Origin of the sequence: Paenibacillus ginsengihumi DSM 21568, assembly GCF_000380965.1 — a bacterium.
Taxonomy (GTDB): domain Bacteria; phylum Bacillota; class Bacilli; order Paenibacillales; family NBRC-103111; genus Paenibacillus_G; species Paenibacillus_G ginsengihumi.
Map to the genome: position 1 here is coordinate 1 of NZ_KB905616.1, position 24,367 is coordinate 24,367.

Annotated in this window: 23 protein-coding genes; 14 read left to right on the forward strand and 9 right to left on the reverse strand. The window is 57.6% G+C overall.

Going from position 1 to position 24,367, the window contains the following annotated elements; genetic code table 11:
* Positions 1-329 precede the first annotated feature (329 nt).
* Positions 330-1,187: an AraC family transcriptional regulator gene (locus F591_RS0122940; protein WP_019536948.1), complete on the reverse strand. Its 858-nt coding sequence runs from the start codon at positions 1,185-1,187 to the stop codon at positions 330-332.
* 158 nt (positions 1,188-1,345) lie between these two features.
* Here F591_RS0122940 and F591_RS0122945 point away from each other — a divergent pair, with 158 nt between their 5' ends.
* The 3 genes from F591_RS0122945 to F591_RS30805 all read left to right on the forward strand — a co-directional run bounded on the left by F591_RS0122945 (position 1,346) and on the right by F591_RS30805 (position 4,668).
* Positions 1,346-1,774 (forward strand): disulfide oxidoreductase, encoded by a 429-nt coding sequence (locus F591_RS0122945; protein WP_019536949.1) that lies wholly within the window; start codon positions 1,346-1,348, stop codon positions 1,772-1,774.
* Between the two features lie 134 nt (positions 1,775-1,908).
* Complete coding sequence (melA, locus tag F591_RS0122950) at positions 1,909-3,210, forward strand: alpha-glucosidase/alpha-galactosidase (protein ID WP_019536950.1); 1,302 nt, start codon at positions 1,909-1,911, stop codon at positions 3,208-3,210.
* Between the two features lie 378 nt (positions 3,211-3,588).
* Entirely contained in the window at positions 3,589-4,668 is a 1,080-nt protein-coding gene (locus tag F591_RS30805; RefSeq protein ID WP_156829673.1) for a delta-lactam-biosynthetic de-N-acetylase, read from the forward strand.
* A 189-nt stretch (positions 4,669-4,857) separates the two neighbouring features.
* Here the strand turns inward: F591_RS30805 and F591_RS0122960 are convergent, their stop codons facing one another.
* Positions 4,858-5,898 carry a LacI family DNA-binding transcriptional regulator gene (locus F591_RS0122960; protein WP_026326836.1) on the reverse strand — a complete coding sequence of 347 codons (1,041 nt, stop codon included), beginning with the start codon at positions 5,896-5,898 and terminating at the stop codon, positions 4,858-4,860.
* 482 nt (positions 5,899-6,380) lie between these two features.
* On the opposite strand from F591_RS0122960, the gene F591_RS0122965 reads away from it, so the two are divergent.
* The 3 genes from F591_RS0122965 to F591_RS0122980 all read left to right on the forward strand — a co-directional run bounded on the left by F591_RS0122965 (position 6,381) and on the right by F591_RS0122980 (position 10,005).
* Entirely contained in the window at positions 6,381-7,712 is a 1,332-nt protein-coding gene (locus tag F591_RS0122965) for an ABC transporter substrate-binding protein (protein WP_019536953.1), read from the forward strand.
* Between the two features lie 219 nt (positions 7,713-7,931).
* Positions 7,932-8,741 (forward strand): glutamate racemase, encoded by an 810-nt coding sequence (racE, locus tag F591_RS0122975; protein WP_019536955.1) that lies wholly within the window; start codon positions 7,932-7,934, stop codon positions 8,739-8,741.
* 61 nt (positions 8,742-8,802) lie between these two features.
* The gene (locus tag F591_RS0122980; protein ID WP_019536956.1) at positions 8,803-10,005 is read left to right on the forward strand and encodes a M14 family metallopeptidase; all 1,203 of its coding nucleotides are present in this window, start codon (positions 8,803-8,805) and stop codon (positions 10,003-10,005) included.
* A gap of 101 nt (positions 10,006-10,106) precedes the next feature.
* Here the strand turns inward: F591_RS0122980 and F591_RS28830 are convergent, their stop codons facing one another.
* Positions 10,107-10,562 carry a MarR family winged helix-turn-helix transcriptional regulator gene (locus F591_RS28830; RefSeq protein WP_019536957.1) on the reverse strand — a complete coding sequence of 152 codons (456 nt, stop codon included), beginning with the start codon at positions 10,560-10,562 and terminating at the stop codon, positions 10,107-10,109.
* 111 nt (positions 10,563-10,673) lie between these two features.
* On the opposite strand from F591_RS28830, the gene F591_RS0122990 reads away from it, so the two are divergent.
* On the forward strand, positions 10,674-10,913 hold the full coding sequence (locus F591_RS0122990; RefSeq protein WP_019536958.1) for a hypothetical protein: 240 nt from the start codon (positions 10,674-10,676) through the stop codon (positions 10,911-10,913).
* 39 nt (positions 10,914-10,952) lie between these two features.
* Here F591_RS0122990 and ytvI read toward each other — a convergent pair whose 3' ends face one another.
* Positions 10,953-12,080: a sporulation integral membrane protein YtvI gene (ytvI, locus tag F591_RS0122995; protein WP_019536959.1), complete on the reverse strand. Its 1,128-nt coding sequence runs from the start codon at positions 12,078-12,080 to the stop codon at positions 10,953-10,955.
* A 34-nt stretch (positions 12,081-12,114) separates the two neighbouring features.
* Positions 12,115-12,471, reverse strand: coding sequence for a winged helix-turn-helix transcriptional regulator (locus F591_RS0123000; protein ID WP_019536960.1), 357 nt, complete (start codon positions 12,469-12,471; stop codon positions 12,115-12,117).
* Positions 12,472-12,751: 280 nt separating this feature from the next.
* On the opposite strand from F591_RS0123000, the gene F591_RS0123005 reads away from it, so the two are divergent.
* From F591_RS0123005 to F591_RS0123020, 4 genes are all read left to right on the forward strand, one after another.
* On the forward strand, positions 12,752-13,054 hold the full coding sequence (locus F591_RS0123005) for a HesB/IscA family protein (protein WP_019536961.1): 303 nt from the start codon (positions 12,752-12,754) through the stop codon (positions 13,052-13,054).
* A gap of 39 nt (positions 13,055-13,093) precedes the next feature.
* Positions 13,094-13,315 carry a YuzB family protein gene (locus tag F591_RS0123010; protein ID WP_019536962.1) on the forward strand — a complete coding sequence of 74 codons (222 nt, stop codon included), beginning with the start codon at positions 13,094-13,096 and terminating at the stop codon, positions 13,313-13,315.
* 1,154 nt (positions 13,316-14,469) lie between these two features.
* Complete coding sequence (locus F591_RS0123015; protein WP_019536963.1) at positions 14,470-14,769, forward strand: hypothetical protein; 300 nt, start codon at positions 14,470-14,472, stop codon at positions 14,767-14,769.
* Between the two features lie 679 nt (positions 14,770-15,448).
* On the forward strand, positions 15,449-16,261 hold the full coding sequence (locus tag F591_RS0123020) for a DUF2935 domain-containing protein (RefSeq protein ID WP_019536964.1): 813 nt from the start codon (positions 15,449-15,451) through the stop codon (positions 16,259-16,261).
* Positions 16,262-16,409: 148 nt separating this feature from the next.
* Here the strand turns inward: F591_RS0123020 and trhA are convergent, their stop codons facing one another.
* Together trhA and F591_RS0123030 are read right to left on the reverse strand one after the other, a co-directional pair.
* Positions 16,410-17,051 carry a PAQR family membrane homeostasis protein TrhA gene (gene trhA, locus F591_RS0123025; protein WP_019536965.1) on the reverse strand — a complete coding sequence of 214 codons (642 nt, stop codon included), beginning with the start codon at positions 17,049-17,051 and terminating at the stop codon, positions 16,410-16,412.
* Between the two features lie 4 nt (positions 17,052-17,055).
* On the reverse strand, positions 17,056-17,697 hold the full coding sequence (locus tag F591_RS0123030) for an RNA methyltransferase (RefSeq protein WP_019536966.1): 642 nt from the start codon (positions 17,695-17,697) through the stop codon (positions 17,056-17,058).
* A 140-nt stretch (positions 17,698-17,837) separates the two neighbouring features.
* Here F591_RS0123030 and F591_RS0123035 point away from each other — a divergent pair, with 140 nt between their 5' ends.
* Positions 17,838-18,482 carry an O-methyltransferase gene (locus F591_RS0123035; protein WP_019536967.1) on the forward strand — a complete coding sequence of 215 codons (645 nt, stop codon included), beginning with the start codon at positions 17,838-17,840 and terminating at the stop codon, positions 18,480-18,482.
* A gap of 91 nt (positions 18,483-18,573) precedes the next feature.
* On the opposite strand, the gene F591_RS0123040 is transcribed toward F591_RS0123035, so the two are convergent.
* Entirely contained in the window at positions 18,574-19,806 is a 1,233-nt protein-coding gene (locus F591_RS0123040; protein ID WP_019536968.1) for an MFS transporter, read from the reverse strand.
* Between the two features lie 210 nt (positions 19,807-20,016).
* On the reverse strand, positions 20,017-20,766 hold the full coding sequence (locus F591_RS0123045) for a metallophosphoesterase family protein (RefSeq protein ID WP_019536969.1): 750 nt from the start codon (positions 20,764-20,766) through the stop codon (positions 20,017-20,019).
* A gap of 407 nt (positions 20,767-21,173) precedes the next feature.
* On the opposite strand from F591_RS0123045, the gene F591_RS28835 reads away from it, so the two are divergent.
* Entirely contained in the window at positions 21,174-22,691 is a 1,518-nt protein-coding gene (locus F591_RS28835) for a CapA family protein (protein WP_019536970.1), read from the forward strand.
* A gap of 734 nt (positions 22,692-23,425) precedes the next feature.
* The gene (locus tag F591_RS0123055) at positions 23,426-24,058 is read left to right on the forward strand and encodes a fumarylacetoacetate hydrolase family protein (RefSeq protein ID WP_026326837.1); all 633 of its coding nucleotides are present in this window, start codon (positions 23,426-23,428) and stop codon (positions 24,056-24,058) included.
* Positions 24,059-24,367: the final 309 nt, after the last annotated feature.

The window sequence follows — 24,367 nt, forward strand, 5'->3', positions numbered from 1 at the left end:
CTATCTTGAAAATTTGGCGGTATACGCCGACAAAATTTCAATACCGCAGGTGACGACCGATGACGACAGGAAGCGCTCGTCATAGGCGTCTATCTTGAAAATAGCGCCGGTCTCGCGGCACATTTTCATCTTCTGATGGTGCTGCGCCAGCCGCATGGGCGTCTATCTTGAACAATCAGCTTTATCTACAAGCTGAATTTTCAACACCGCAGGTGACGACCGATGACGAAGGAAGTGATCGTCATAGGCGTCCATCATGCAGCGAACGCTGATCGCCTCGCCGAAGAAACCGCGCAAGGCGCGGCAAGACCCGGGGGCGCGAGGACGCCTCATTGGCCGCAATCGTACGGATTGAAATGCTGATCCTGTCGGTATTCCGACGGGGATTTCCCGTACCACTTCTTGAACTGCTTGGAAAAATAGAGCGGGTCGGCAAAGCCGACGGACGAGGCGACCTGCTCGATCGTGAGCGGCTCCATGAGCAGCCGCTTGGCCCGCTCCATCCGGATTTTGAGCAGAAACTGCACCGGCGACAGGCCGGTATGCTGCTTGAACATTTTGGACAGATGCGTGCGGTGGTAGCCAAGCGTCTGGGCCATCTGCTCGATTGAGATCGGCTGGTAATACTGCAGCGTCAGCCAGCGGATCGCCTGCTCCACCTGCTGCTGAATGGCCGAGGGCTTCTCGCGCGGCGCCGGATTGTTCTGCAGCTCGGAGGCATATCCGGCCAGAATGAGGCGAAGGTAACCGCCGGCCTGCAGGTCGCAGTGGGGCTCGCCGCTTCGGAGCGTCTCCTCGATTCGCCCAAACAGCACATTCATCCGCCGGGGATGCCCGGAAACCGTTACCGGACGTCGTTCGGTAATTCCCGCGGCCAGCAGCAGCTCCGCTGCGCGGTCTCCCTTGAAGCCGATCCAGCGGTACGCCCACGGCTCATCGCCGTCCGATTCGTAGGTGACAAGCTCGCTGGGGAAGATGAAGAAGCTGCTGCCGCGTTCCAGCAAGTAATCTTTGCCCTGCGTGCGGAAGCGGCCGCGCCCCGAAACGACGAAATGCACGAGATAATAGTCCAGCACCTGCGGCCCGACCAGATGCCGCGGCTCCGTCTGCGCATGGCCGGAGAAAAGCACCGTCAGTTCGCCCCGGCCGGGATAACGGTTGAAGGATACGCTGTGAGTTGGCTGCATTCATGGAACACCTCGCTTACGTCTGGCGCCGGCGGCGCCGCCGGACAGGCTTTTATTTTGCATATCGATCGATTATGATGAGAGGGAGCGCCCGTCTGCCGCAGCGGCCTTCGGGGCTTAATGGCTTATTACCTATCGCAAAAGGAGTATGGCGCCAAATGAACTGGAAATCGATCATGCGGGAGAACGGACTACATTTGTCCTGGGTCGTCGCTTTGACGGCGACGCTGGGCAGCCTGTATTTCTCCGAGGTGATGCATTTTACTCCGTGCAAGCTGTGCTGGTATCAGCGGATACTGATGTATCCACTGGTGATTATACTGGGCATTGCGGCCGTGCGCAAGGACACGCGGATGTACATATACGTTCTTCCCTTGTCCGTCTGGGGCGGAGGCATTTCGTTATACCATTATTTGATGCAAAAAACGACGTGGTTCCAGAGCGGCGCGGCCGCGTGCGGACCGGTGCCCTGCGACGTCGATTACATCGACTGGCTCGGCTTCATCACGATCCCGTTCCTGGCGCTGGTCGCTTTCGTCCTGATCACGCTGCTCCAGGTGCTGACCTGGATCGCCGTGCGCAAATAGCGTCCCGCGTCAGGTGCGCTACATTCCTCCATAGAGAAGTGGAATGCGTCCATATGCATCCCCTGCGGGATGAAGTATAGTCTAGGTATGAAGCTTCAATATTCATTTCATTCCGCAGGGGAGGATTACCGACCATGTCCAAAATTACGTTCCTGGGTGCAGGCAGCACCGTCTTCGCCAAAAACGTGCTGGGCGACTGCATGCTGACCCCGTCGCTGCAAGACTTCGAGCTCGCTTTGTTCGATATCGACCACGAGCGTCTGAAAGATTCCGAGAATATGCTGAACAATTTGAAGGAATCGCTCGGCAGCGGATGTAAAGTGAAAGCGTATACCGACCGCAAGGAAGCGCTGCGCGGCGCCAAATACGTCGTCAATGCGATCCAGGTTGGAGGCTATGAGCCCTGCACAGTGACTGACTTCGAGATTCCGAAAAAATACGGCCTGCGCCAGACGATCGCCGATACGATCGGGATTGGCGGCATTTTCCGCAATTTGCGGACGATTCCCGTGATGCTCGACTTTGCCAAAGACATGCAGGAAGTGTGCCCGGACGCCTGGTTCCTGAACTATACGAATCCGATGGCCGTATTGACCAACGCGATGATCACTTACGGCGGCGTCAAGACGGTAGGCTTGTGCCACAGCGTGCAGGTATGCGTGCCGCATCTGTTCAAGAGCCTCGGAATAGACACCGAAGGCGTGCAGCACAAGATCGCCGGGATCAATCATATGGCCTGGCTGCTCGAGGTAACGAAGGACGGCGTCGACCTGTATCCGGAGATCAAGCGCCGCGCCGCCGAGAAGCAGCGGACGGAGAAGCACGACGATATGGTTCGCTTCGAGCTGATGCTCCGCTTCGGCTACTACGTCACCGAATCGTCTGAGCATAACGCGGAGTACCATCCGTACTTCATCAAGCGGAACTATCCGGAGCTGATCGAACGCTTCAACATCCCGCTTGACGAATACCCGCGCCGCTGCGTCCGCCAGATCGAACGCTGGAAGACGATGCGCGAGGAACTGGTTAACAACCGCAATCTCGAGCATACGCGATCGCACGAATACGCCTCCTACATCTTCAATGCGATGGAGACGGACGAGCCGTTCAAGATCGGCGGCAACGTCATGAACACCGGGCTGATCACGAACCTGCCGAAGGAAGCGTGCGTCGAAGTGCCGTGCCTTGTCGACCGGAGCGGCATCACGCCGACGTATGTGGGCGATCTTCCGCCCCAGCTTGCGGCGCTGAACCGGACGAACATCAACACCCAGCTGCTGACGCTGGAAGCGGCCATCACCCGCAAAAAAGAACATATCTATCATGCGGCGATGCTCGACCCGCACACGTCCGCCGAACTTTCGATCGACGATATCGTCGCGATGTGCGACGACTTGATCGAAGCGCATGGCGACTGGCTGCCGAAATTCCATTAATCAATGCAATAGCGTAAGCCGAAAGAGCCCCCTGCTTGCAGGGGCTCTTTTCGTTTGCCCGCGCGGGGCGCGAGCGCTGGCGACAGACGCTAACGCCGATCTCGGCAGCTTGCAAGGCTTGACGACGAACGAAGCCCGACTTTCGTCCGGTTGCCGCCATTTGGCCGGTCTGGTAGAATATACGCGAACGTGCTTTCGCTTGGACGCTCTCGCCTCCGGGATAGAGGGCGGAGCCGAAGCGGCATGAAGCTGCAGAGCGAATGGTCGCCTCGGCAGCGTCCCTGCGGTGAGCGAAAAAAGGACAGGCCGTCAGGGAACGGTATAATCGCTGGGAGAGTACAGGCCGACATATCATGGCAGGAATGGGGAATGGACCGCATGAGAACAACATTCACCGCATGGATCGCGGCCGGCGCATTGTGCGCCGTGCTGCTGTACGGCTGCTCCGCGGCGCCGGACGAGCCGCCGGTCGAGACGACGGCTGCCGGGCAAGCGGGCAAAGAGGCGGAGCGGCCTGCGCAGGGGGCTGCCGGGCAGGACGAGGCTTCGCCGCCCGGGAAGAAGCCGGCCGATGCGGCGTCGCCCGAATCGCCTGAAGAGGACGGGAAGCCGGCTGCGGATAATCCGCCTGCGGCAAGCCAGCCCGCCCCGGAGGCTCCGGTGAAGGAGGCGGTATACGCGACCGGCTCATCGGCCGGGAAAGGGACGGACTCCGCAGGGAAAGCTTCCAGCGGGAACAAGCCGCCTGCCAAGTCAGCGGCTGCCGAAGACCGCAAGCCGCTTTCCTGGTACTACATGAAGAAGGGCAAAGGGAAAGTGCCGGACTTCCCGGCCGATACGAAGAAGTATACGGACGAGATGAAGGCGCTGTGGGTCGGCACCGGGAAGAAGGTCTATTTGACGATCGATACCGGAGGCGATCTGGGCGACATCGATACGCTGGTCAAGTCGCTGAAGGACAATGACGTGAAGGCCAATTTCTTCATCGCCGGGTATAACGTCAGGAAGAATCCGAATTTTATCCGCACGCTGGTCGCGGACGGGCATCTGGTAGCCAATCATACGATGACGCACACCGATATGAACAAACAGACCGACGAGGAAGTCAAGAAGGAGATCGAAGATTACGAAAAGCTGTACAAGGAAGTGACGGGAGAGGAGATACAGCCGTTTTTCCGCTTCCCGTACGGAAAGTACAGCATGCATTTGCTGAAGCTGGTGTCCGATATGGGCTATACGTCGGTATTCTGGTCGACGGCGATGCGGGATTGGGAGCCGCGCAAGAACGGCGCGGAAGACCCGTACAACGACATTATGAACAACCTGCACGACGGGAATATCATTTTGATGCATCAAGGTTCGCCGGAAAATATCCAGGCGCTGGACCGGATCGTCAAAGAGGTCAAGAAGGCCGGCTACGAGTTCGCGCTGCTTACCGACATTCAGCCGCCGGAATGAGCGGGTGGCCGGGGGACGGGAAAGCGGAGCTCCCGGGAGCGGGATGGACGAGCATGTCCGGGAACAGGATGGACGAGCATGTCCGGGAGCGGGATGGACGAGCGTGCCCGGGAGCAGGGAGGACGAAGCGCCCGGCGGGGGCGGCAGTCAAGAAGGTCCGGCTCCCCCTTGCGGGCTGCGGAAGACCGCTTAACGGGGCGAGTCGACAGCCCGGCACGAATTGCGGACGACCAGCTGCGTATCGATGAAGGACTTGACCTTCACCGCCTTGCGGTGCGCGATCGAATCGAGCAGCTTCGTGACGGCCAACTCGGCGATCGCGCTTTTCTCTACGTGAACGGTCGTCAGCTCCGGGGAGATGACGGTCGATTCGCGGATATTGTCGAAGCCGACGACCGAGATGTCCTCGGGTACGCGGATGGAGAGCTCCGCCAGCGACTTGATGACGCTGATGGCGATATAATCGCATTCGCAGAACAGGGCAGTCGGCAGCCGTCCTTCCAGCGCGGCGATATTCTGCTGGAACGTTTGCTGCGCCGCTACGGTCGTCGGAGATACCGTAAAAACATGGCGCTCGTCAAGCGAGAGCCCGGCCTGCGCCAAGGCTTGGCGGAACCCTTGCTTGCGGGCGTCGAAATTGTACATGCGAAAATCCGACTGCACATAACCGATCTGCCGGTGCCCGAGCTCAAGCAAATAACGTCCGGCCTGGTGAGCGCCCATCACATTGTTCATCACGATAAAGTTAGCGTTCAGCGTCTCGCAGCAAGTGTCGAGCACGACGAGACGGTCGTGCTGTCCGGCGATGCTTTCGATATGCTGCGGCGCCAGATTCGTGCCGAGCAAAATCATGCCGCTTGACTCGCGTTCCCTCTCCATAGCCAGCAGCGTTTCCTCGAAGCGCTCGACTGGCACCGAGGAGAAGAGCAGGGAGTAGCCTCTGGAGCGGCACTGCTCCTCGATATCGTGGATCAGCTCCGCAAAGAACGGCTGCTTATCGTATTGCTCCAGCACGATGCCGGAATTGGTGCAAGCGACGAAGCGAAGAATGCGCGCGCCTGCCTCGGCTTGGCTTGCCTTCAGCATCGTCCTCGGGATATATCCGTTATCTTTGACGATATTCAATATTTTGGCCCGGGTGCTTTCGCTGACTCCCGGCTTTCCGCTCAGCGCCAGGGAAACCGCCGATTTGGACACGTTGGCGAGCCGGGCGATATCCTCCATCCTCATCTTCACGCGGCATCGACACCTCTTTTCAGCCTCTATGTTTGGCAGCTCAACAAAACAATCCGATGTAATTTTAGATTACTATAGTCCGTTCCCGTCAGACAAGCTCCAAATAGGCTGTAGCTTGCTGCGGATCTGCAACCTTTCCGGGAAATATTCTAAATTTGTTTAGTAATTTGGCGGATGTTAAATTAAATATTTTTAATCCATAACCGTTGACTCGTTAAATCCCGGGTGCTATGATTGTTTTGAAAGCGGTTGCAAATACTTGCTGTGAACTAAACAAAATATGCGGTTTACAATATAGTTTAGACGGATCGAACGACCGGGATAAATATATATGACAAGCGATTTCTTCGTCATCGGTCGCCCGTACGGTTACTGAAAATTTGCCGCCGGCCTTCGGCAAATGATCAGATAGAGGGCGCCCGATCGGTAACCTGCTGACATGATGCAATGAGCATATCATGGGGAGTGACCTAAGCATGGTTCAACGAAAAACAGGTTTGTCACTTATCGCACTGGCTGTTCTGTTAGGAGGCTGCAGCGGCGGGCAGCAAAAAGACGGGGCCGAAGCCCGGGAGGAGCCCGCACCGCCGAGGACGACGATCGACGAGCCGGTCGAGCTGACGGTTTATTCGGCCCCGGGCGATTCGGAACAGGCGTGGAACGAACGGTTCGGCGATCCGATCCGCAAGAAGTATCCGAACATCTCGTTCAAATTCATTAATCCCCGCAACAACGACGCGCTCAAAATTTCCAACCTGCTGATGTCCGGCACGAAGATCGATATTTACTACGAATCGATCGGCGGCTTTTTCGTCAATGTGCCCCAGTACAACCTTCAATTTGATTTGACCCCGTTTATCAAGCAGCACAACCTCGATTTGGACGCCTTCGAGCCGTCCTTGATCGAGGCGATGAAGAACAACACCGGAGGCGAAATTTGGGGCCTGCCGGTTAATAACAACAATATGGTCATGTACTACAATAAGGATATTTTCGATCGGTTCGGGGTGCAGTACCCGAAAGACGGCATGACCTGGGAAGAAGCGATCGAGATGTCCCAGGCGTTCAACCGGATCGAGGAAGGCAAGCATTATGTCGGGCTGGCCGTATCTCCGAATCATATTACGCGGATGAACCCGTTCTCGCTTCCGCTCGTCGACGCGAAGACGGAGAAAACGACCTTCAGCGATCCCCGCTGGCAGCAGCTGCTGCAGACGATGTTCGTCCAGCCGGCGCGCAGCGACAACTACAAGAACAAAATCAGAGCGCTCGGCAACAAGGCTCCCTACGCGACGGAGTTCACACGGACGCACGACCTGGCCATGTACGTCCATCAATCGAACTTGCCGTTCATTGACAGCACCTACAAGAACACCAATTTCGATATCGTATCGCTCCCGACGTTCCCGGAAATGCCCGGGGTCGGCTCCCAGGCATACCCCAGCTATTTTGCGATTCCGTCTCATAGCGAGCACAAGGAGGAAGCGTTTCTCGCGCTTCAGTACCTCGTCTCGAGCGAATATCAGATGGAGTATGCGAAGAAGGGCGTCATGCCGGTGCTGAAGGACGAGTCGTACAAACGGGCGTTCGCGACCGAAACGGAATATCAAGGCGTCAATTTCGGCGCAGTCTTCTACAACCAATTCGCCCCGATCCCGACCAAGACCAAATATGACGGCCTGGCGGAAGGGGCTCTCACTTCTCAGCTCATCGACCTGGCGCTCGGCAATACGGATATCAATACCGTGCTGCGCAAAGCCGAGGAGGAGGGGAACAACAAGATCGAGACCGAGAAGAAAGGGGAATGAGGCTGGCGGGCCACTACTGCCGGCAGCGAATTCGACGAATGCAGACGCGGGCCGACGGAGAGCCGGGCCAACGGGGAGCCGGGCCAACGGGGAGCCAGGACAAGGGCAATCGCCTGGACATCTTAGCGGCGCGAGGATGGTACCTTTCCTTTCTAAACGTCATAAAATGAACCAGCATGGTTCGTTTTACGATCTCAATATAGAAGGAAGCGAGAATACGTGGACCAACCGATTGCCATATTGGACTCCGGTGTCGGAGGACTGACGGTGGCCAAGGAAATGATGCGCCAGCTCCCGCAGGAACAAATCGTCTATTTCGGGGATACGGCCCGTACGCCGTATGGGCCGAGGCCTGCCAAGGAGATCGTCCGGTTCACCCAGGAAATCGTCGATTATTTGCTGCAGTTTCAGCCGAAAATGATTGTCATCGCGTGCAACACCGCGACGGCTGCAGCGTGGGACCAGGTGCGGATGAGCCTGGACATCCCGGTTGTCGGCGTGATCCAGCCCGGCGCCAGAGCGGCGATCAAGACGACGCGCCGAAACACGGTCGGCGTCATTGGCACGGAAGGGACGATCCGCAGCCGCGCTTACGAGCATGCGCTCAGGAAAATTGCCCCCCAGCTTCAAATCGTCGGCATCGCATGTCCGGAATTCGTCCCGCTCGTCGAGAAGGGGCGGTTTCGCGGCGAAGAAGCGCAGCATGTCGTCGAGCGGTCGCTGGCGGAGCTGAAGTCCGCCGGGCTGGACTGTCTCATTCTCGGCTGCACGCATTATCCGTTTTTAGCGGACATCATCGCATCGGTGATGGGGCCGGACGTTGCGCTGATCAGCTCTGCGGAAGAAACCGCCCGGGAGATCAGCACGATTCTTTATCATAAAGGCATGCAGGCCAAGTCGACCTTCGCTCCGGTTCATCGTTTCTTTTGCAGCGGCGATCCGCTGCTGTTCCGGGCGATTGCCGAGACGTGGCTGAACGAGCCGGTTCAAGTGACGCCCGTCGTCTGGGAGGTTCCGAATATTTACTGATGCTTCCGCATAGGCATTAACCGACTGAGCGTTAGGCTAGCCTATGCGGGAGGGACGCGACATGGCTTTTTCTTACGTTGTGCAGGAGGGAGATACGCCGCACCGTATCGCCCGCCGCTTCGGCATCAATGCCGCCGCATTGTACGGAACGAACCCGCAGCTGCAGGAGGGGCAGTACATTTATCCGGGACAGATGCTTCAGATTCCCGCCTGTACCGCCCCATCGTATGTGATTCAGGAGGGCGACAGCTTCCACCGTATCGCTCGCCGCTTCAACGTTTTGCCGGAGGAGCTGCAGGCTGCCAATCCGGGGGTTGATCCGCTTGAGCCGGGCATCGGGCAAGCGATCGTCATCCCCGCCGGCCGCGGAGAACGCATCGTAGATACCGCGTATGAGTACGGTTATGTCGAACTGGTTCAGGATATGCTAGCATTGGCGGACAAATATCCTTTTCTGGAGACAGGGGCGATCGGGCGCAGCGTGCTTGGCAAGGAAATCCCTTACCTTCGCATCGGCTCGGGGAGCAGGGAAGTGCATTATAACGGCTCATTTCATGCGAACGAGTGGATTACGTCCTTGCTGCTGATGAAGTTTGCGGAGGATTTCGCGAATGCGTATGCTTCGGGGGTGCCGCTGCGCGGCCGCGATGTCCGGCCATTATACGAGCAGAGCTCGCTGTGGCTCGTGCCGATGGTGAATCCGGACGGCGTGGAGCTCGTGCTGCAGGGCGCATCGCCGTCCAATCCATACGCGGATCAGCTGCTGGCCTGGAACTTCGGCTCGCCCGATTTTACCGGTTGGAAGGCGAACATTCGCGGCGTCGACCTGAACGACCAATTCCCGGCGTGTTGGGAGCTCGAGCGCGGCCGCAGGGAGGCGCCGGGCCCCGGCCCGCGGGATTATACCGGGGGTGCGCCGTTATCCGAGCCGGAGGCGAAGGCGATGGCCGATTTTACGAGAAGCCGCGACTTTCGCCTCGTCATCGCCTTTCATACCCAGGGCAGGGAAATTTATTGGAACTATCGCGATCTGGAGCCGCCGGAAGCGGAGCGGATCGCAAGCCGCTTCGCCATGAAAAGCGGCTATCGCGCGGTGAAGCTGTCGGGCAGCGATGCGGGCTATAAGGACTGGTTCATCCAGGAGTTTCGCCGTCCGGGCTTTACGGTCGAAGCGGGAATCGGCGTCAATCCGCTGCCGCTCTCCCAGTTCCGTTCCATTTATGACGACAATATCGGCATTTTGCTGGAAGGGCTGACCGTCTGAGCGGGACGACGGGCAAGTGAGCCGGCACAACGGCAAATAAGCGCCGCGATCCGGGGATTGCGGCGCTTTGCTATTGGCACGGCAGAGAGAACGCCGCTCGGCTACGAATCGACAAGCAGCATGCGGTTCATCTTCGTAAAGACGTGCTCCATCTGCTGCAGCTCATCGATCTCCAGCTGGCTGATCAGCTCGCACAGGCGGTTGAACCGGGCCAGACGGATGCGCTTCAGCGTGTCCGCGCCATGCTCCGTCAAGGAGATGTGCACGACCCGGCGGTCTTCCTCGGACCGCTCCCGGCGAATTAGTCCGAGCTTCTCCATTTTATCGGTCATTCCGGTGACGGCACCCGACGTGATGCCCAGCTTGACGGCGATGTCCGTCGCTTTGACGGTCCCCTGATTATACAGCATAATAAGAAGGAACACCTGCCCTTCCGGCAGCATCTCCTTGCTGCGAAGCTGGGAATCGTGTCTGATGCGGTAAAATAGGGATTCCATCTGCTGCTGGATGGAGCGGATCATCCGTTCTTTGTCGTCCGCTTGCGTTGCTGCGTTCATGTCTTGTAGCCTCCCGAGCCCGTTCGATAATGGATTCCGCGCTTGTTGTATGGCGCTTACACTTCAGTCGGATTTTTAGATCAAATATAACGTTAAAGGAGTGTGAGTGCAATGAGCAAATGGATGCGCTTTTGGTCGCTCCAGCGATGGGGCCGCACGTTTCGCCGGATCGTCCCGCTGCTTCGTTCGCCCAAGGTTCCGATCGGAGAAAAGCTGCTCTTTGCCGTTCCGGCCCTGGTGTACTGGATCATGCCGGACGCGCTGCCGTTCATGCCGATCGACGATATCGCCGTCGGGCTTATTCTGATGAACTGGTTCACGGACAGGGCGGAGCGCAAATACGGCGCGTAATCTTGGCCGCTTGCACCTCGCCGCAGTCCGCGCCTGGGCTTACGCCGGCGTTTCCGGCGAGTCGCTCCGCTGCCGCTCGTATTCTTCCTCGGGCATGCGTATCCAGCGCTTCAGATAGCCCTGCATGTACAACGCTTTGATGAGAATGATCAGGATCGGCGACAAAATCAGACCCGCAACGCCGAACAAAGACAGCGAGATGATCATGAAGGCCAGCATCGTGAAGGCGGAGACGCCGAGCGAATCGCCGGTGATTTTGGGCTCCAAAATTTGCCTTGTCCCGATTACGACTACAAGCAGAACCGTCAGCCACACCGCCAGCGAAATTTTCCCTACGATGAATAAATACACGATCCAGGGAATGAACAGCGTGGATACGCCGAGCAGCGGCAGCACGTCCAAAACGCCGGCCAGCAGCGCGATGGAGAAGGCGTTATCGACGCCCAGCGCGAGCAGCGCCGCGAAGATGACGATGAAGGTCAGGCTGATCAGCTTGGCCTGCGCCTTAATGTATGTAACGATTCCTTTGAGCACGTTATCCCGGAGAAAATAAAACGCATTTTTGAACGTGTTCGGCGTTTTTTCGTCGGCTACCCTTTTCCACGTATCGATCTCGATGCTGAGGAAGTAGGCCAGGATGAGGCCGATCGCGAAATTGACGACGAATGACGAGAAGGACGAAATGGCAGTCAGCGTTCCCGTCAGGAACGAGCTGGCCCAGGCCGTCAATTTGCCGGCGAAGCCGTTCAGGTACGTTTTGATCTGCGCCATGACATCCTCGGGCAGCGGCGGCAAACTGCCGATCAGGCTGCGCAGCTCGTCCGACCTGAGAGCAATCTGCTTCTCCAGCAAGTCGGTATAATCCGGCAGCTTGCCGATCAGGTTCATAATCTGGGCTGTGAAAATAACGCCGCCCATCGTAATGACCCCCAGAATGATCAGCACAAAAAGAACGGCAGAGATCGCCGAAGCGATCGACTTGTTCACCCCGCGGCGGTGCAGAAACTTGGCGAACGGCTCGATAATCATGAAGATGACGAAGGCGAAAAAGATCGGCGTCGCAATCTTGTACACATAGCTGAACGCCAGCATGAACAAATAGACCGTCAGCACGATCAGCGCGATATCGAAGGCGGTCTTGTAATATTTGCGATAAAACGACAGCATATGGTCACCTCACCGGGTTAGGTCGCTGCTTCAGCTAGCCCCACTTGGCTGCCCAAAGCTTCATTTCCTTCAAAATTTTATGCAGATCGGCGCCCTTGGGAGTCAGCTTGTACTCCACCGTTACCGGCACTGTCGGATATGCGGTCCGCTCCAGCACGCCTTGCTCCTCCAGATGGCGCAGCGTATCAGTCAGCGATTTGGGACTGATCGATTTGATTTTGCGCTGCAGCTCGCCGAATCGCTTCGTTCCCCCGAACAACTCCCGAATAACGAGAAACGACCACTTGCCGCCGATCACGTCCAGCGTCTTCTCGATCGAGCATTCGATATGTGTCGGCTCCTTCGGAATATAATTGCTCATGCGACGCTGTTCCTTCTCCGTCATGGACATTAGAACCATCCTCTCCTGTATACGGTTTCGCCGGATAAATGCTCTGCGAAGCAGCTAACCTTCAGGTAAGCAAGTATGGCAAAGGGACTAACGATAAAAAACAACCGCTGCTTCTCATTGTATAGAATCGCGGCACGAATGGCAATGTACGGCGAAGAAATCGCGAGCGGCGCTTTCATGCCAGGCGTTTGCCGGGAAGCGGGCATTGGCGGGAAATGGAGTTGCTTTCCCCGGGACAATTCTATACAATGAAGGGAAAAATCGATGGGGAGTGTACCGGATGAACTGCAAAATCTCGCGCAATGCAGCCAAGAAGCTGCTCGAAGAGTTGAATAAAGAAGAGAACAAGGATCAGAAGTTGCGGGTCTTTATTACCCACAGCCACGGGGATCACGCGCATTACGGCATGGCCCTGGACACGCCGACCGAAGACGACGTGGTCGTGACGACCGACAAGGGCATCGACGTGATTTTGCAGAAGGACGAGCCTTTGCTGGACGGCGTCCGCATCGACTATTTCTACTTGCCCGAGGAAGGGTTTGCGATCACGAATCCGAGCAAGGGCAACCACGGGGACCATTGATCGTCCGCGGATGACGCTGAATGAAAGGGACGAATCCCCATGGCCAATGACATCCGAGTGTGCGACAAATGCAAGCATATCCGTATGAAAACATTCCTGCCCAAGCTGAAGAAGCTGGCGCCCGACGCGGATATCCAGGTAGGCTGCAAATCGTATTGCGGCCCGTGCTCGAGGTTCGCCTTCATTTTTATTAACGGGCGCTATATTACCGGAAAGACCGAGGACGAGGCGCTCGAGAAGGCGCGGAAATACGTGAAGTAAGCCGCTTCGGCCGCTCCTTGCGCCAGTATGGCGGCGATGGCGAAGCGATTGAGGGACCTTGGCCGGGGAAGCCCGCGGGTTCCCGGCACGGAAAGTCTCCGGAGCTGCTGTTAAGCTCCGGAGACTTTTTTTTGGGCGGGCCATAGACCGAGTTGCCGGGAATGGATTGCTCGCTTTGCCAGCCCATCGATCAGCGTGGCCGCTGGCCTTGGGCTTATATATGGCGGGACTGACCTTGAGCTAACGCTAGCCACAGAGCTTATTCCCCTCGAAACGCTCGATTTGAAATTGTAACGCAAGTGAGCAGCCTTATTTCGCATTTTGGGCTACCAGAATCGGGGATTCTGACCAAATAGCGTTGTTCCGTTTCGTTGCATTTCTAAAAAGGTATATTTCAGCAAAATAGCGTTTGTCACAAGCGTTAGAGAGGATATTGGTGGTCAGAAAAGCGACCTTCGGAGCTCTGCGCCCCAGGCGGGGGGCCGTGCTCAATACGATGTGCGCGCTTTAGAGCCGAACCCGCGGGGAGAGACGCCGATGACAAGCGATTCCTTTCGCCCCTGTCGTCACCTGCGGTGTTGAAATTTGGCCCGGGGACTGCCGCCCAATTTTCGAGAGAGACGCCGATGGCAAGCGATTCCTTTCGTCATCGGTCGTCACCTGCGGTGCCCGAAAATTCGCCGGAGGATTCCGTCCGATGTCAACAAATGTTGTGTTTTGTACAACCAAAACAGGGGGATAAACCGCACTGGCCGCTCAATGTTGTAGAAAGTACAACTTTTCGGGCGATGTTCCCGGAGCCCATCGCGCCTAAATTGTTACACAAAGTACAACATTCCCCTTCCTTTTGCACGAAAGTTCCGGAAAATGTACAAAAGCGCATGTTCACGAACCGTGTCGATATTTTAAGAATACGATATCGATATATGCTATTTTTACAGGTTGTTAGAACTATCTTTTTTTTGTTAAAATAGGTAATTAGAACGATGTTTTTCGTCAGGATTGTCTATTATGCTTATCTAGTCGCGCAAGCTGCGCCGGCAAATCAATATTCGAGCTTTCAAGACGGATGATCGTCGGAGCATTCCGCAGGCGGATGCCGGTGGGCAGGGGGATCGTCTTTTTCGCGATATAGGGAGGGGCAAACGCTTTTCATGAAGAAGGAAGAACCGAAGTGGATGGCTCGGCAAGGCTTTTACGCCAAAGCGGGGAACGATTTCGTTGGCGTCCGCTTGACGCCTGACGGGCCGAAGCTGTTCGTCAATCAGGAGGAATACGAGTTGAACCGGCCGTGCTGGGATGTGGAGATGGTCATGGGACGATCGTTCAATATCGTGAACTTTTATTGGTGCGGCGAAGCTAAGCTGTCGATCCGCTGTCGGGCGGATAACGAGCTGTTTATGCCCTTGTACGACTATTTGAGCTGTCAGTCGCCATCGATCCGCCCGGCTTAAAACTTGGCCGGACGTGAACCGAATGCCGGCTGCGGAGGCGATGCGCCTTTCGCGGTCGGCATTTTGTGTTGCATCGAATTTTTATTCGATAAAGCATTAAAGTGTTAAATTGAAGTGTGTCTTTCTGCACCAGGCAATACTGCCGCTCAAGCGCAACCGCTCATCTGATGAAGGTGCTTCGAGCGAAGCATCTCTTCATACTCGCCAGCCTCCGCTTGGTGATTTGCCGGGCTAACGCCAGCCAGAGAGCTTATTTCACTCGAAACGACCGGTTTGACATTCTAACGCTGGCGGGCATTCTTATTCCGCGTTTTGGGCTGCCCGATTCAGCGTTTCTGACCAAATAGCGTTACTACGTTTCGTTGCATTTTAAAAAAAGGTTCGATTCAGCAAAATAGCGCTTGTCACAAGCGTTAGAGATTCAGAGCCAATCGTGTGATCCAGAAGCTTACGGAAGGTCTGCTTTAGCCCGCGGTTTATGCTGCCATCCCCCGCAGGAAGGCGCGCCTAAAGACGTGCGCGTTGCTGCGGGTGTTGTTGTATGGGCAAAAAACAGAGGGGAGCGGCATATAGTGAAACGACGGTAAAGATAGACGCCTATGGCGAGCGATTTAATTCGCCATCGGTCGTCGCCTGCGGTACCCAAAATTTGCTGACGGCCAGGATAGGAGGGAGGAATATGGCTCCAATCGATTACGAGACGTCCGCCCGGTTCGAGCATCGCTTCTGGCTGCAGGTGCTCGGCGATCACGCCCGCTTCATCCGGGACGCTCTGTCTCCCGGCGAGCAGGAGGAGATTCGCCGTGCCGAAGCGTTCATCGACTCGCTGGACCGGCTGCTGGCGGATGCGCGAAGAGAGCTTGCAGGCCGCGAATTGGCGGCTTTAACAAGGGCCGCGGACGAGCGCGCCAAGGAGCTTCGCGCGTTCAAGCTGCATTTGCTAAGCAGGCACTTGAGCGGCAAGATCGGTCTGCTGCTGTCTCCGTCGTTCATAAACCATATGGTGAACGAGGTCGAGGAGTATCTTCGGGTACTCGCGGCGCTGCTGGAAGGCAAGCCCGCTCCTATGTGCCATCCGCTGCATCATCATCTGGTCTGGCTGCAGGACGCTTACGGTCACGCGGCTTCGATCGCCGGCGATCTCGACATGGCAGAGAAGAGGTTGTTGAAGAAGGCGCGGAAGTTCACGAAGCATTTTACCGACTTTTATGTGAAGGCGGTGGAGCTCGCCGGGTATTTGCGGACCGGCTCAAGCGATTTTCCCGCTTTGCGGCGGTTCAATTCGGAGGTGGAGCTGGAGATGAAGCTGTTCCAGCACTTTTTGGCGGAGCTGCTGGAGCTGAGGATGACGAAGGAAGCGCTTGGCGTCATCTCTCCGCTGATGGCCGACCATATGTTCCGCGAGGAATGCTACTACTTGATCAAGCTGGCGCAATTCTCGGAAGCGGAGCCCCCCGCCTGCGACCCTGCCAGGCCCCGTGCCGAGACATAAGCCGGGCAACTGAAGGGGGACTGGCGCGGACCGCCGGCGCGGCAATCGGGCCCAAGCCGCCCCCGGCGTCCTGCACCGTCCATAAGCGCCGCACCCTAAGCGGCGGCCGGGGCAGACCGGATGTCGCGCAGCCCGTGTAACGCCGGCATCAAGGCAGCGTATACAGCAGGATCGCGAAGAAATGGAGCGCCGAGCCGGCCAGCACGAACAGATGCCATATCGCATGATGATACGGGAATCCCCGCCATACGTAGAAAATGGTCCCGAACGAGTAGGCCAATCCGCCGGCGACGAGCAGAATCAGGCCATTCGTATCGAACTCGGCAACGAGCGGCTTCCAGGCGAAGACGATCAGCCACCCCATGGCCAAATAAAGCAGAGTGGAGGTGAACAGAAACTTTTTGGTAAAAAACGCTTTGAACACAACCCCCAGCAGCGCCAGGCCCCATACGACGCCGAACAGCACCCAGCCGGCCGTTCCCCGGATGACATGGAACAGGATCGGCGTATACGTGCCGGCAATGAACAGGTAGATGGCGGAATGATCCATCGTTTCGAACAAATCCTTCACCCGCCCCTCCGGGAAGCTGTGCACCAGCGTAGAGGCGCAGTACAGCAGCAGCATGGTGCTGCCGTAAATGGCGAAGCTTACGACATGCAAAGCGGTTCCCTTGAGCGATGCGAAGACGACCAGCAGCACGAGCGCGGCGATGCTGAGCGGCACGCCGATGCCGTGGGTGAAGGCGTTCGCGATTTCCTCTCTACGGGAATACGTATGGGTATTGGCCATGCGTTCAACCTCCTTGATGCGGGATAGCGCCCGCCGCGGCAGCGTGGCCGTCCGGCGTTCTGGGGGGCAGCGGTCCCAAATACATATGCAGATGGCATTCGATCCGGCCGTTGAACAGCTTGCGGTTTTTGTCGCTGCGCCGGCTCATCCAATGCTCCAGCTGCTTGCTTGGGCTGAGCACGAAGGCCGTCCAGGTCGGCAGGCGGTCGTACAATCTGCCAAGCTCGCGCACCGCCTTCTCGGCCTGCGCCCGGTCGCCGAGACGCTCGCCATACGGCGGATTCGTAATCAGCAGCCCGTAATCGCCGCGGGGAGCGGCTTCAACGACAGGCAGCTTGCGGAACGTCAGCTCGCCGGCGAGTCCTGCGGCCTTGCAGGCGGCTTGGGCGACTTCGATGGCGCTGCCGTCGATGTCCGAGCCGGTGATCGCGAGCGGCGTGCTGTCGTCGAACCGATCCATCTTGACAAGCACGCGGTCGGCCGTGCGCAGCCACAGATTGGCCCGGCAGATCGCCAGCTCGTCGCCGATGAACATTACCCGGCCGTTGTCGACCTTTACTTCTTCATAGCCGAGCTCGCGCACCTCGCGGGCGACGATGCTTTCAAGCCCCATCGGGGCGGTGGCGATCAATTCTATTGCGGTCATCGATGATTTTCAACTCCAGTGCAGGCTTCGGTTAAGGCTTGGGCCGTCATCCCCGGTTGATCCGGAGCCGGCGCAAGCTTTACAATACATCTAGTATAGGCGATATTAAACGCGGATACAACGCGCGGGAGGATGGCGTCATGACAGCAGAAACGGCAGAGCAATACATGGAATCGTTGGCGGCGGAGGATGAGCAGCTGGCGAAGGTTCGGCAAAGCATCCGCGAGGCAGGCATGCGCGACATTTCGGTGGCGACCGGTTACGGCCGGCTGCTGACGCTGCTGGTTCGAATGAGCGGGGCGAGCAGCGTGCTGGAGATCGGCGCGCTTGGCGGCTACAGCGGCATTTGCCTGGCCCGCGGACTGGGAGACGGCGGCCGGCTCGTCTCGCTGGAGCTGAGGCCCGAATATGCCGAGCTGGCCAAGCGGAACTTGACGGAAGCCGGCTTCGGCGGCAAAGTGGAGTACCGGGTCGGCGAGGCCTTGACCAGCCTTGAGCGCGTTGCTGAGGAAGGGCTTACCTTCGACTTCTTCTTCATCGATGCCGACAAGGGCAATTACTTAAGCTATTTGGAATGGGCGATTCGGCTCGCCCGTCCCGGCGCGGTCATCGTCGGCGACAATACGCTGATGCGCGGCAGGACGCTCAATCCGGCCGAGCAGGGCGGATCGGTGACCCGCATGAGGGAGTTCAACCGCATGATCGTTCAGGACCCGCGGCTGGAGGGCGCGTTGCTGCCGGCATATGACGGCCTGGCGATCGCCAGGGTCAAGGAGACGAAGTGATACGGCAACCGCGGTGTAAAGGACACAAGGGCAGAGCGCACTCTTCCTGACACGAGGAAGAGTGCGCTCTGCCCTTTCGCATGCGCCGAGGCTATTGCGGCGAGGCCGATTCTGCGCTGCCGCGGTCGCCGCGGCTTTTGCCGTACAGCGATTTGTACACCCACAGCGCATTGGCAAGCAGCAGGATGGCGGCGCCGATGAAGATGCCGCGGATGCCGATGTACCCCGATACCGCTCCCCCGACGACCGGCCCCAGCATGTTGCCGAGACTGAGAAAGCTGGCGTTGAAGCTGTAGGATCGGCTTTCCATGCCGTTTGGCGTATATAGCCGGATCAGCGTCTGCACGGAAGGCAGCAGCCCTCCCATGAACATGCCGAGCAGAAAGCGGACGGCGAACAGCTGCCAGATGTTCGTCACCAAGGCCTGCGGAATGAAAGCGAGACCGGCTCCGACCAGCGCGACCATCAGTACCCGGACCGGCCCGACGCGGTCGCTCAGCCGGCCGAGCAGCGGGGAGGCGACCATATTCGAGAAGCCGGTGATGGAGCCGACGAGCCCGGCAAAAAAAGCAAGCAGCTCGGCGCTGTGATGCAGCTCCTGGACGAACAGCGGCATAAGCGGCATCGAGCTGAGCATGGAAAATTGGATCACGAACGTAACGGAATAGATCGCCGGCAGCTGAGGAATTCGGCTCAGTTCCTTGAAGCCGGCGAAGATGGACGGTTTATGTCCGGATGCCGCCGTTTTCGCGGGCGTGAACGATTCCTTGACCAGCAGCCAGGCGAGCAGGGAAGCCACCAGCAGCAAACTGCCGGTAATATAGAAAATCGGGCGGAAGCCGATCCACTCGGCCAGCAGTCCGCCGATGAGCGGACCGAGAATCGTGCCGGCCACCTGGCCGGACTGCAGCGTGCCCATCGCGAAGCCTGTCCTTTCGCGCGGCGTATTCGCCGACATGAGCGCAACGGCTGCCGGAATGAATCCGGAGATGACGCCATTGAGCACGCGCAGCAGCAGCAAATGCAGCGGCGCGGTGGCAAAACCCATGAGAATCATGACGATAGCCATGCCGAAGCCGGAGCGCAGCAGCATGACCTTGCGGCCGTACCGGTCGGCGAGTCCGCCCCAGATCGGCTGAAAAATGAAGGCGGTGATGAAGTTGCCGGCAAAAATGGTGCCCGCCCACATCGAGACCGCGTGAGGATCGGTAACGCCCATCTCTTGGATGTACAGCGGCAAAAACGGGACGATCATCGTCATGCCGCTCATGGCCAAAAAATTGCCCAGCCATAAAACGATCAGATTGATTTGCCAGCGTGCCAAAGGCTTCTCCTTCTTTCAAGCTGTCTCTTGCGTCATAGGCTTGGTTGCATAGCTCCATTGTACCACATCCTGCAAGCTGCTACCTGTCAAGGCGGCCATTGCCCACAGCGAAAATGTTCATTGATTCGAAGGGAGGAAGGGCGTCAGACCGATGGCAGGCTGCCGCGCTTCCTGCAATTGCACCGCGGATGACGACCGGCGCAAGACAAGCTACGGCTGTTCCCGCCCTGTTCGCATTTCGCTGCGAAACCGCTCCAGCCCGGGCATTCCGACCTGTTCGGCGATCCGGATCGCCCGCTCGATATCGTAGGGCACGCGGACGGTTTGCAGCGAGAAGGGCGCGGCTTCCCCGCCTTCCGCGACGCCTTCGATAATCGCGTAGCATGCCTGGGGGATGCCGTCATACGGAGCGCCTACACTGCCGCAGTTGTACAAAATCAGCCCGCTGCCGTCCTTGCCGCGCAGCGTATGCATATACGTCTTGTGGATGTCGCCGTATATGACGACGTCCGGACTGCTGCCGCCCGGGAAGGCGCCCGTCAGCTCCGTATTGTCGAACATGGCCAGCTTGTCCGTCTTCGGCGACTTGCGGAGAACGCGGTGATACACGCTGACGGCGGAGGCGTGAAACAGACGGACCCGCCTGCCGCTAAGCGTCAGATCGAGGCTGAAAGGCAGATGGCGCAAATAGGCGAGCCTCTCGCCGCCGAGCCTTTGCTGCTGCCACAGGCCCCCCTCCTTGTCCTGCGGCATGTTGATTCCCAGATCCCAGTTCCCCTGAACGACGATTTCGCAGGATGAGCGGACGAGATCGACCGCTTCCGCGGGCTCGGGGCCTTTGCCGACAAGATCGCCCAAACAGACGATTCTAGCGATCCCGCGCCCGCGAATATCGCTCAGAACAGCTTCCAGCGCCGGAACGTTTCCGTGAATATCTGAGATGACAGCGATTCGTTCCATGACGATTTCCTCCGATTTTTTGTTTTGTCCATTATATCACGAAATATCGCGTTAGCGGTTTTGGGCTGGCCCACCGCCGCTGCGAAAAGCGGCTGGCTCCTGCCTGGCGGCCAGCCAAGGCGTTATTTTGGGGAATACGTCGCATGGACGGGAAGGAATGTTTTTCTTATAATATTTTCAATAGATAGACGCCTATGACGAGCGATGCCTTCGTCATCGGTCGTCACCTGCGGTGCCTGAAAATTCGCCGGAGGAATCCCGTCCAATTTTTCAAGATAGTCCGGGGGAGGCTGAATCGGCCCTGTCAACCGGACCGAACGGTCGCAAGATAGACAAAGGGGTAGGTTCCGATTTTAACTCGCAGTGAACGACATAAAAAGGATAAAGAAAAGAAGCTTCAAAAGACGTTGCGGATCAAAATCGCCGTTCTCGCCGTAGTCATTGCCGCATCCTTCGCCTATTTGATCCATTGGATCGATGAGAAGGACGGCATGACCGCACAAGGTCCGTCCGGAACGAGAGAGGAGACGCGGCTGTCCGGGACGCCGAATGCGGGCGGCACGAATGGCGCGCTTCCCGCTTCCGGCCATATAGGCGCCGCGGCTCCGCAGTCATCCGGTTCCGGCAGCGGCGCGACTCCTTCCCCCTCCGAACCGGGGAACGCCGCGACTTCTCCATCCTCCGGCACCGCTGGCGATGAACCGGCCGGGGAAGGGAAGCCGGGAACACATGACGGCGCGGCAGGGACGGCCGGGGAAGGTGCGGGACAAGTCCATATGTCGTTCGTGGGCGACGTAATTTTTGCCGGCAAGGTCGAAGGCATATTGATGGAGAACGGGTTCGATCACCCGTACAAGGAGGTCAGGGAACTTCTCGAACGGGCGGACATTACGGTCGCTAACCTGGAGACGCCGGTGACGACCCGCGGCACCGCTCAGCAGAAGGAATACATATACCGGTCGAAGCCCGAGGCGCTGCCGCATTTCAAGCAGGCCGGCTTCGATCTCGTCACGCTCGCGAACAATCACATTATGGATTACGGCGAGCAAGGACTCCTTGATACGTTCCGCCATTTGGAGAACAACGGCATTCCGTGGGTTGGCGCAGGCAGCAACGCCGACGAAGCGTACCGCCACGCGACGATCGAGCATGACGGCATGAAGATCGCCTTTCTCGGCTTCAGCAGGGTGCTGCCGACACCGGATTGGTTTGCCGGCAAGAACAAGCCCGGCGTAGCCGAGTCGTATTCGACGAAGCTGCCGCTGGAAGCGATCCGCAAGGCGCGGGAGGAAGCCGATCTAGTCGTCGTGCTCGCCCACTGGGGTCAGGAGAGGAAGGATCAGCCGGTCAAGGAACAGGTCGACCTCGCCCATCAGTATATCGACGCCGGTGCGGATCTTGTGGTCGGCAGCCATCCCCATGTGCTGCAAGGGTTTGAGCAGTACAAAGGCAAATGGATCGCCTACAGCCTGGGCAATTTCATCTTCACGACCAACGAGGTCCCGGCGACGTGGGAGACCGTGGTGATGGACGCCCGCTGCTCCCGCAACCGGGAATGCTCGATCGAGCTGTCGCCGATCAAGACCATGTGGGCACAGCCGGTGCCGATGAGCGAAGAGAAGGGCCAGGAGCTGTTCCGCAAGCTGACGCGCATTTCCGTCAACGCGGAGGTTGACAAGGAAGGGCGGGTCAGCGCCGTTTCCGGAGGGAGGAAAGCTTCGGGCGAGCAGGACAGCAAGGCTAATGCTTCGTCCGATGAGAAGGAGAAGACTCCGTCAACCGGGAAGGCAATGGTTCCAGCCGATGAGAAGGAGAAGACTTCTTCAACCGAGAAGGCAAAGGTTCCGACCAATGAGAGGGCGAAAACGTCCTTGGAAGAGAAGCAAAAAGCTGCTGAAGATAAGCAAAAAAACGCGCCCGAATGACGGCAAGTCCGGCTCGCTGTGAGCCGGATTTTTTTGCACATTTATCCATGTTCAGGCTATAGGACCTTCTGTCTTGGTGAAACGAATCTGTCACGGAGCATCATGGACCTGGGGCGCGGCTCGCGGCCAAAGTGCGAAAAGCAGCTGGGGCTGAAGTGGAACCGAAGTGGAACGTCGCCGATATTCGCGATCTCGCGATCGGCGGACCCGAGCTGCGGGGATGGATTGCTCGCTTCGCTAGCCCTTCGATTAGCGCTTTGCTGGCCGTGGGCTCGCGTTTTGCCGGGCTTTGCCGGGCAGAGCTTAGCTAACGCTAGCTACAGAGCTTATTTTACTCGAAACGCTCGATTTGAAATTATAACGCAAGTGAGCAGCCTTATTCGGCATTTTGCACTACCACAATCGGCGTTTTTGACAAAATAGCGCTATCCAGTTACCTTACATTTCAAAAAGGCTGCGTTTCAGCGCCGCTAAAGGCGCAGCAAATCTTGTATAAACGGATTCGGATCTTGTATAGTGAGGAGGAGTGAATAACGAGCGTCATCGCGCAGCGGGCCCGATCGGCCCCGCATCGGCCCGTAGGGGCTGGGCGTCGCCCTAGAGGGAAGTTGGCGCCGCTCAAGGAGGAAGCGAAGCGGCGAAGTCCGTCGGCGAATGTTCGGTATCCGCAGATGATGGCCGATGAAGAAGGAAGTTACTCGGTACAGGCGTGTATCCCGAAAGGAAAGATAAATATGGTACGTACGATTCGCAATATATATTGTGTAGGCCGTAATTACGGGCTGCATGCGGCAGAGCTCGGCAACGACGTTCCGGATGAACCGATGATTTTCCTCAAGCCGACGCACGCGCTCGCGCCGTTGGACGGCGGAGAGCTGATTCTGCCAGGCGGCCGGGGCGAGCTTCATTACGAAACGGAGCTGGTGATTCGAATCGGGCGCGACTATGCGTCTGGGGCGCAGGTCGACGAGCTGGCGGACGGCATGGCGCTGGGCATTGATTTTACGCTGCGCGACGTGCAGTCCGTCATCAAGAAAAAGGGACAGCCTTGGCTTCCGGCCAAAGGCTTCCTGAACTCGGCACCGCTTAGCCCGTTCAGGCCTTTCCCGGGTCTCGCCGCGCTGAAGGCGCAGGAGTTCGTGCTGAAGAAGAACGGAGCCGAGGCGCAGCGAGGTAATGTGAACGACATGATTTTCGACTTGCAGACAATCGTCGACTACATCGCCCGACACTACGGCCTCGGAGCGGGGGACATCATTTATACCGGCACGCCGGCCGGGGTGGCCCCTGTAAGCGACGGCGATCTGCTGGAGCTGTTCTGGGGCGGGGAGCGCTTCGGGTGTGCCGTCATCCGGTTGAATAAATAATGCGGAAGTGTCATATGTCATACCTGAATCCGTGATCTTTAAAATCAAAATAGTGAGATAAAGAAAGGAAATCAATGATCGATGGAGAAATAGTAGGATATTCGTTAGATTCCAACTATCACCATCGAGGTGCATTGATGAAAATCCAATTTGTACGATCCAAAGAGCTCATTCTAACCACTCACGCGGGGCTGGCTACAGTCGGCGCTCTGCTTGCTCATACAAAGTTAACGAAACGATTAAATCATACCGTTATTAAGGATTTTGAACATCCGTTTCACTCCCACGCGGATGTGATGAAAAGCTACT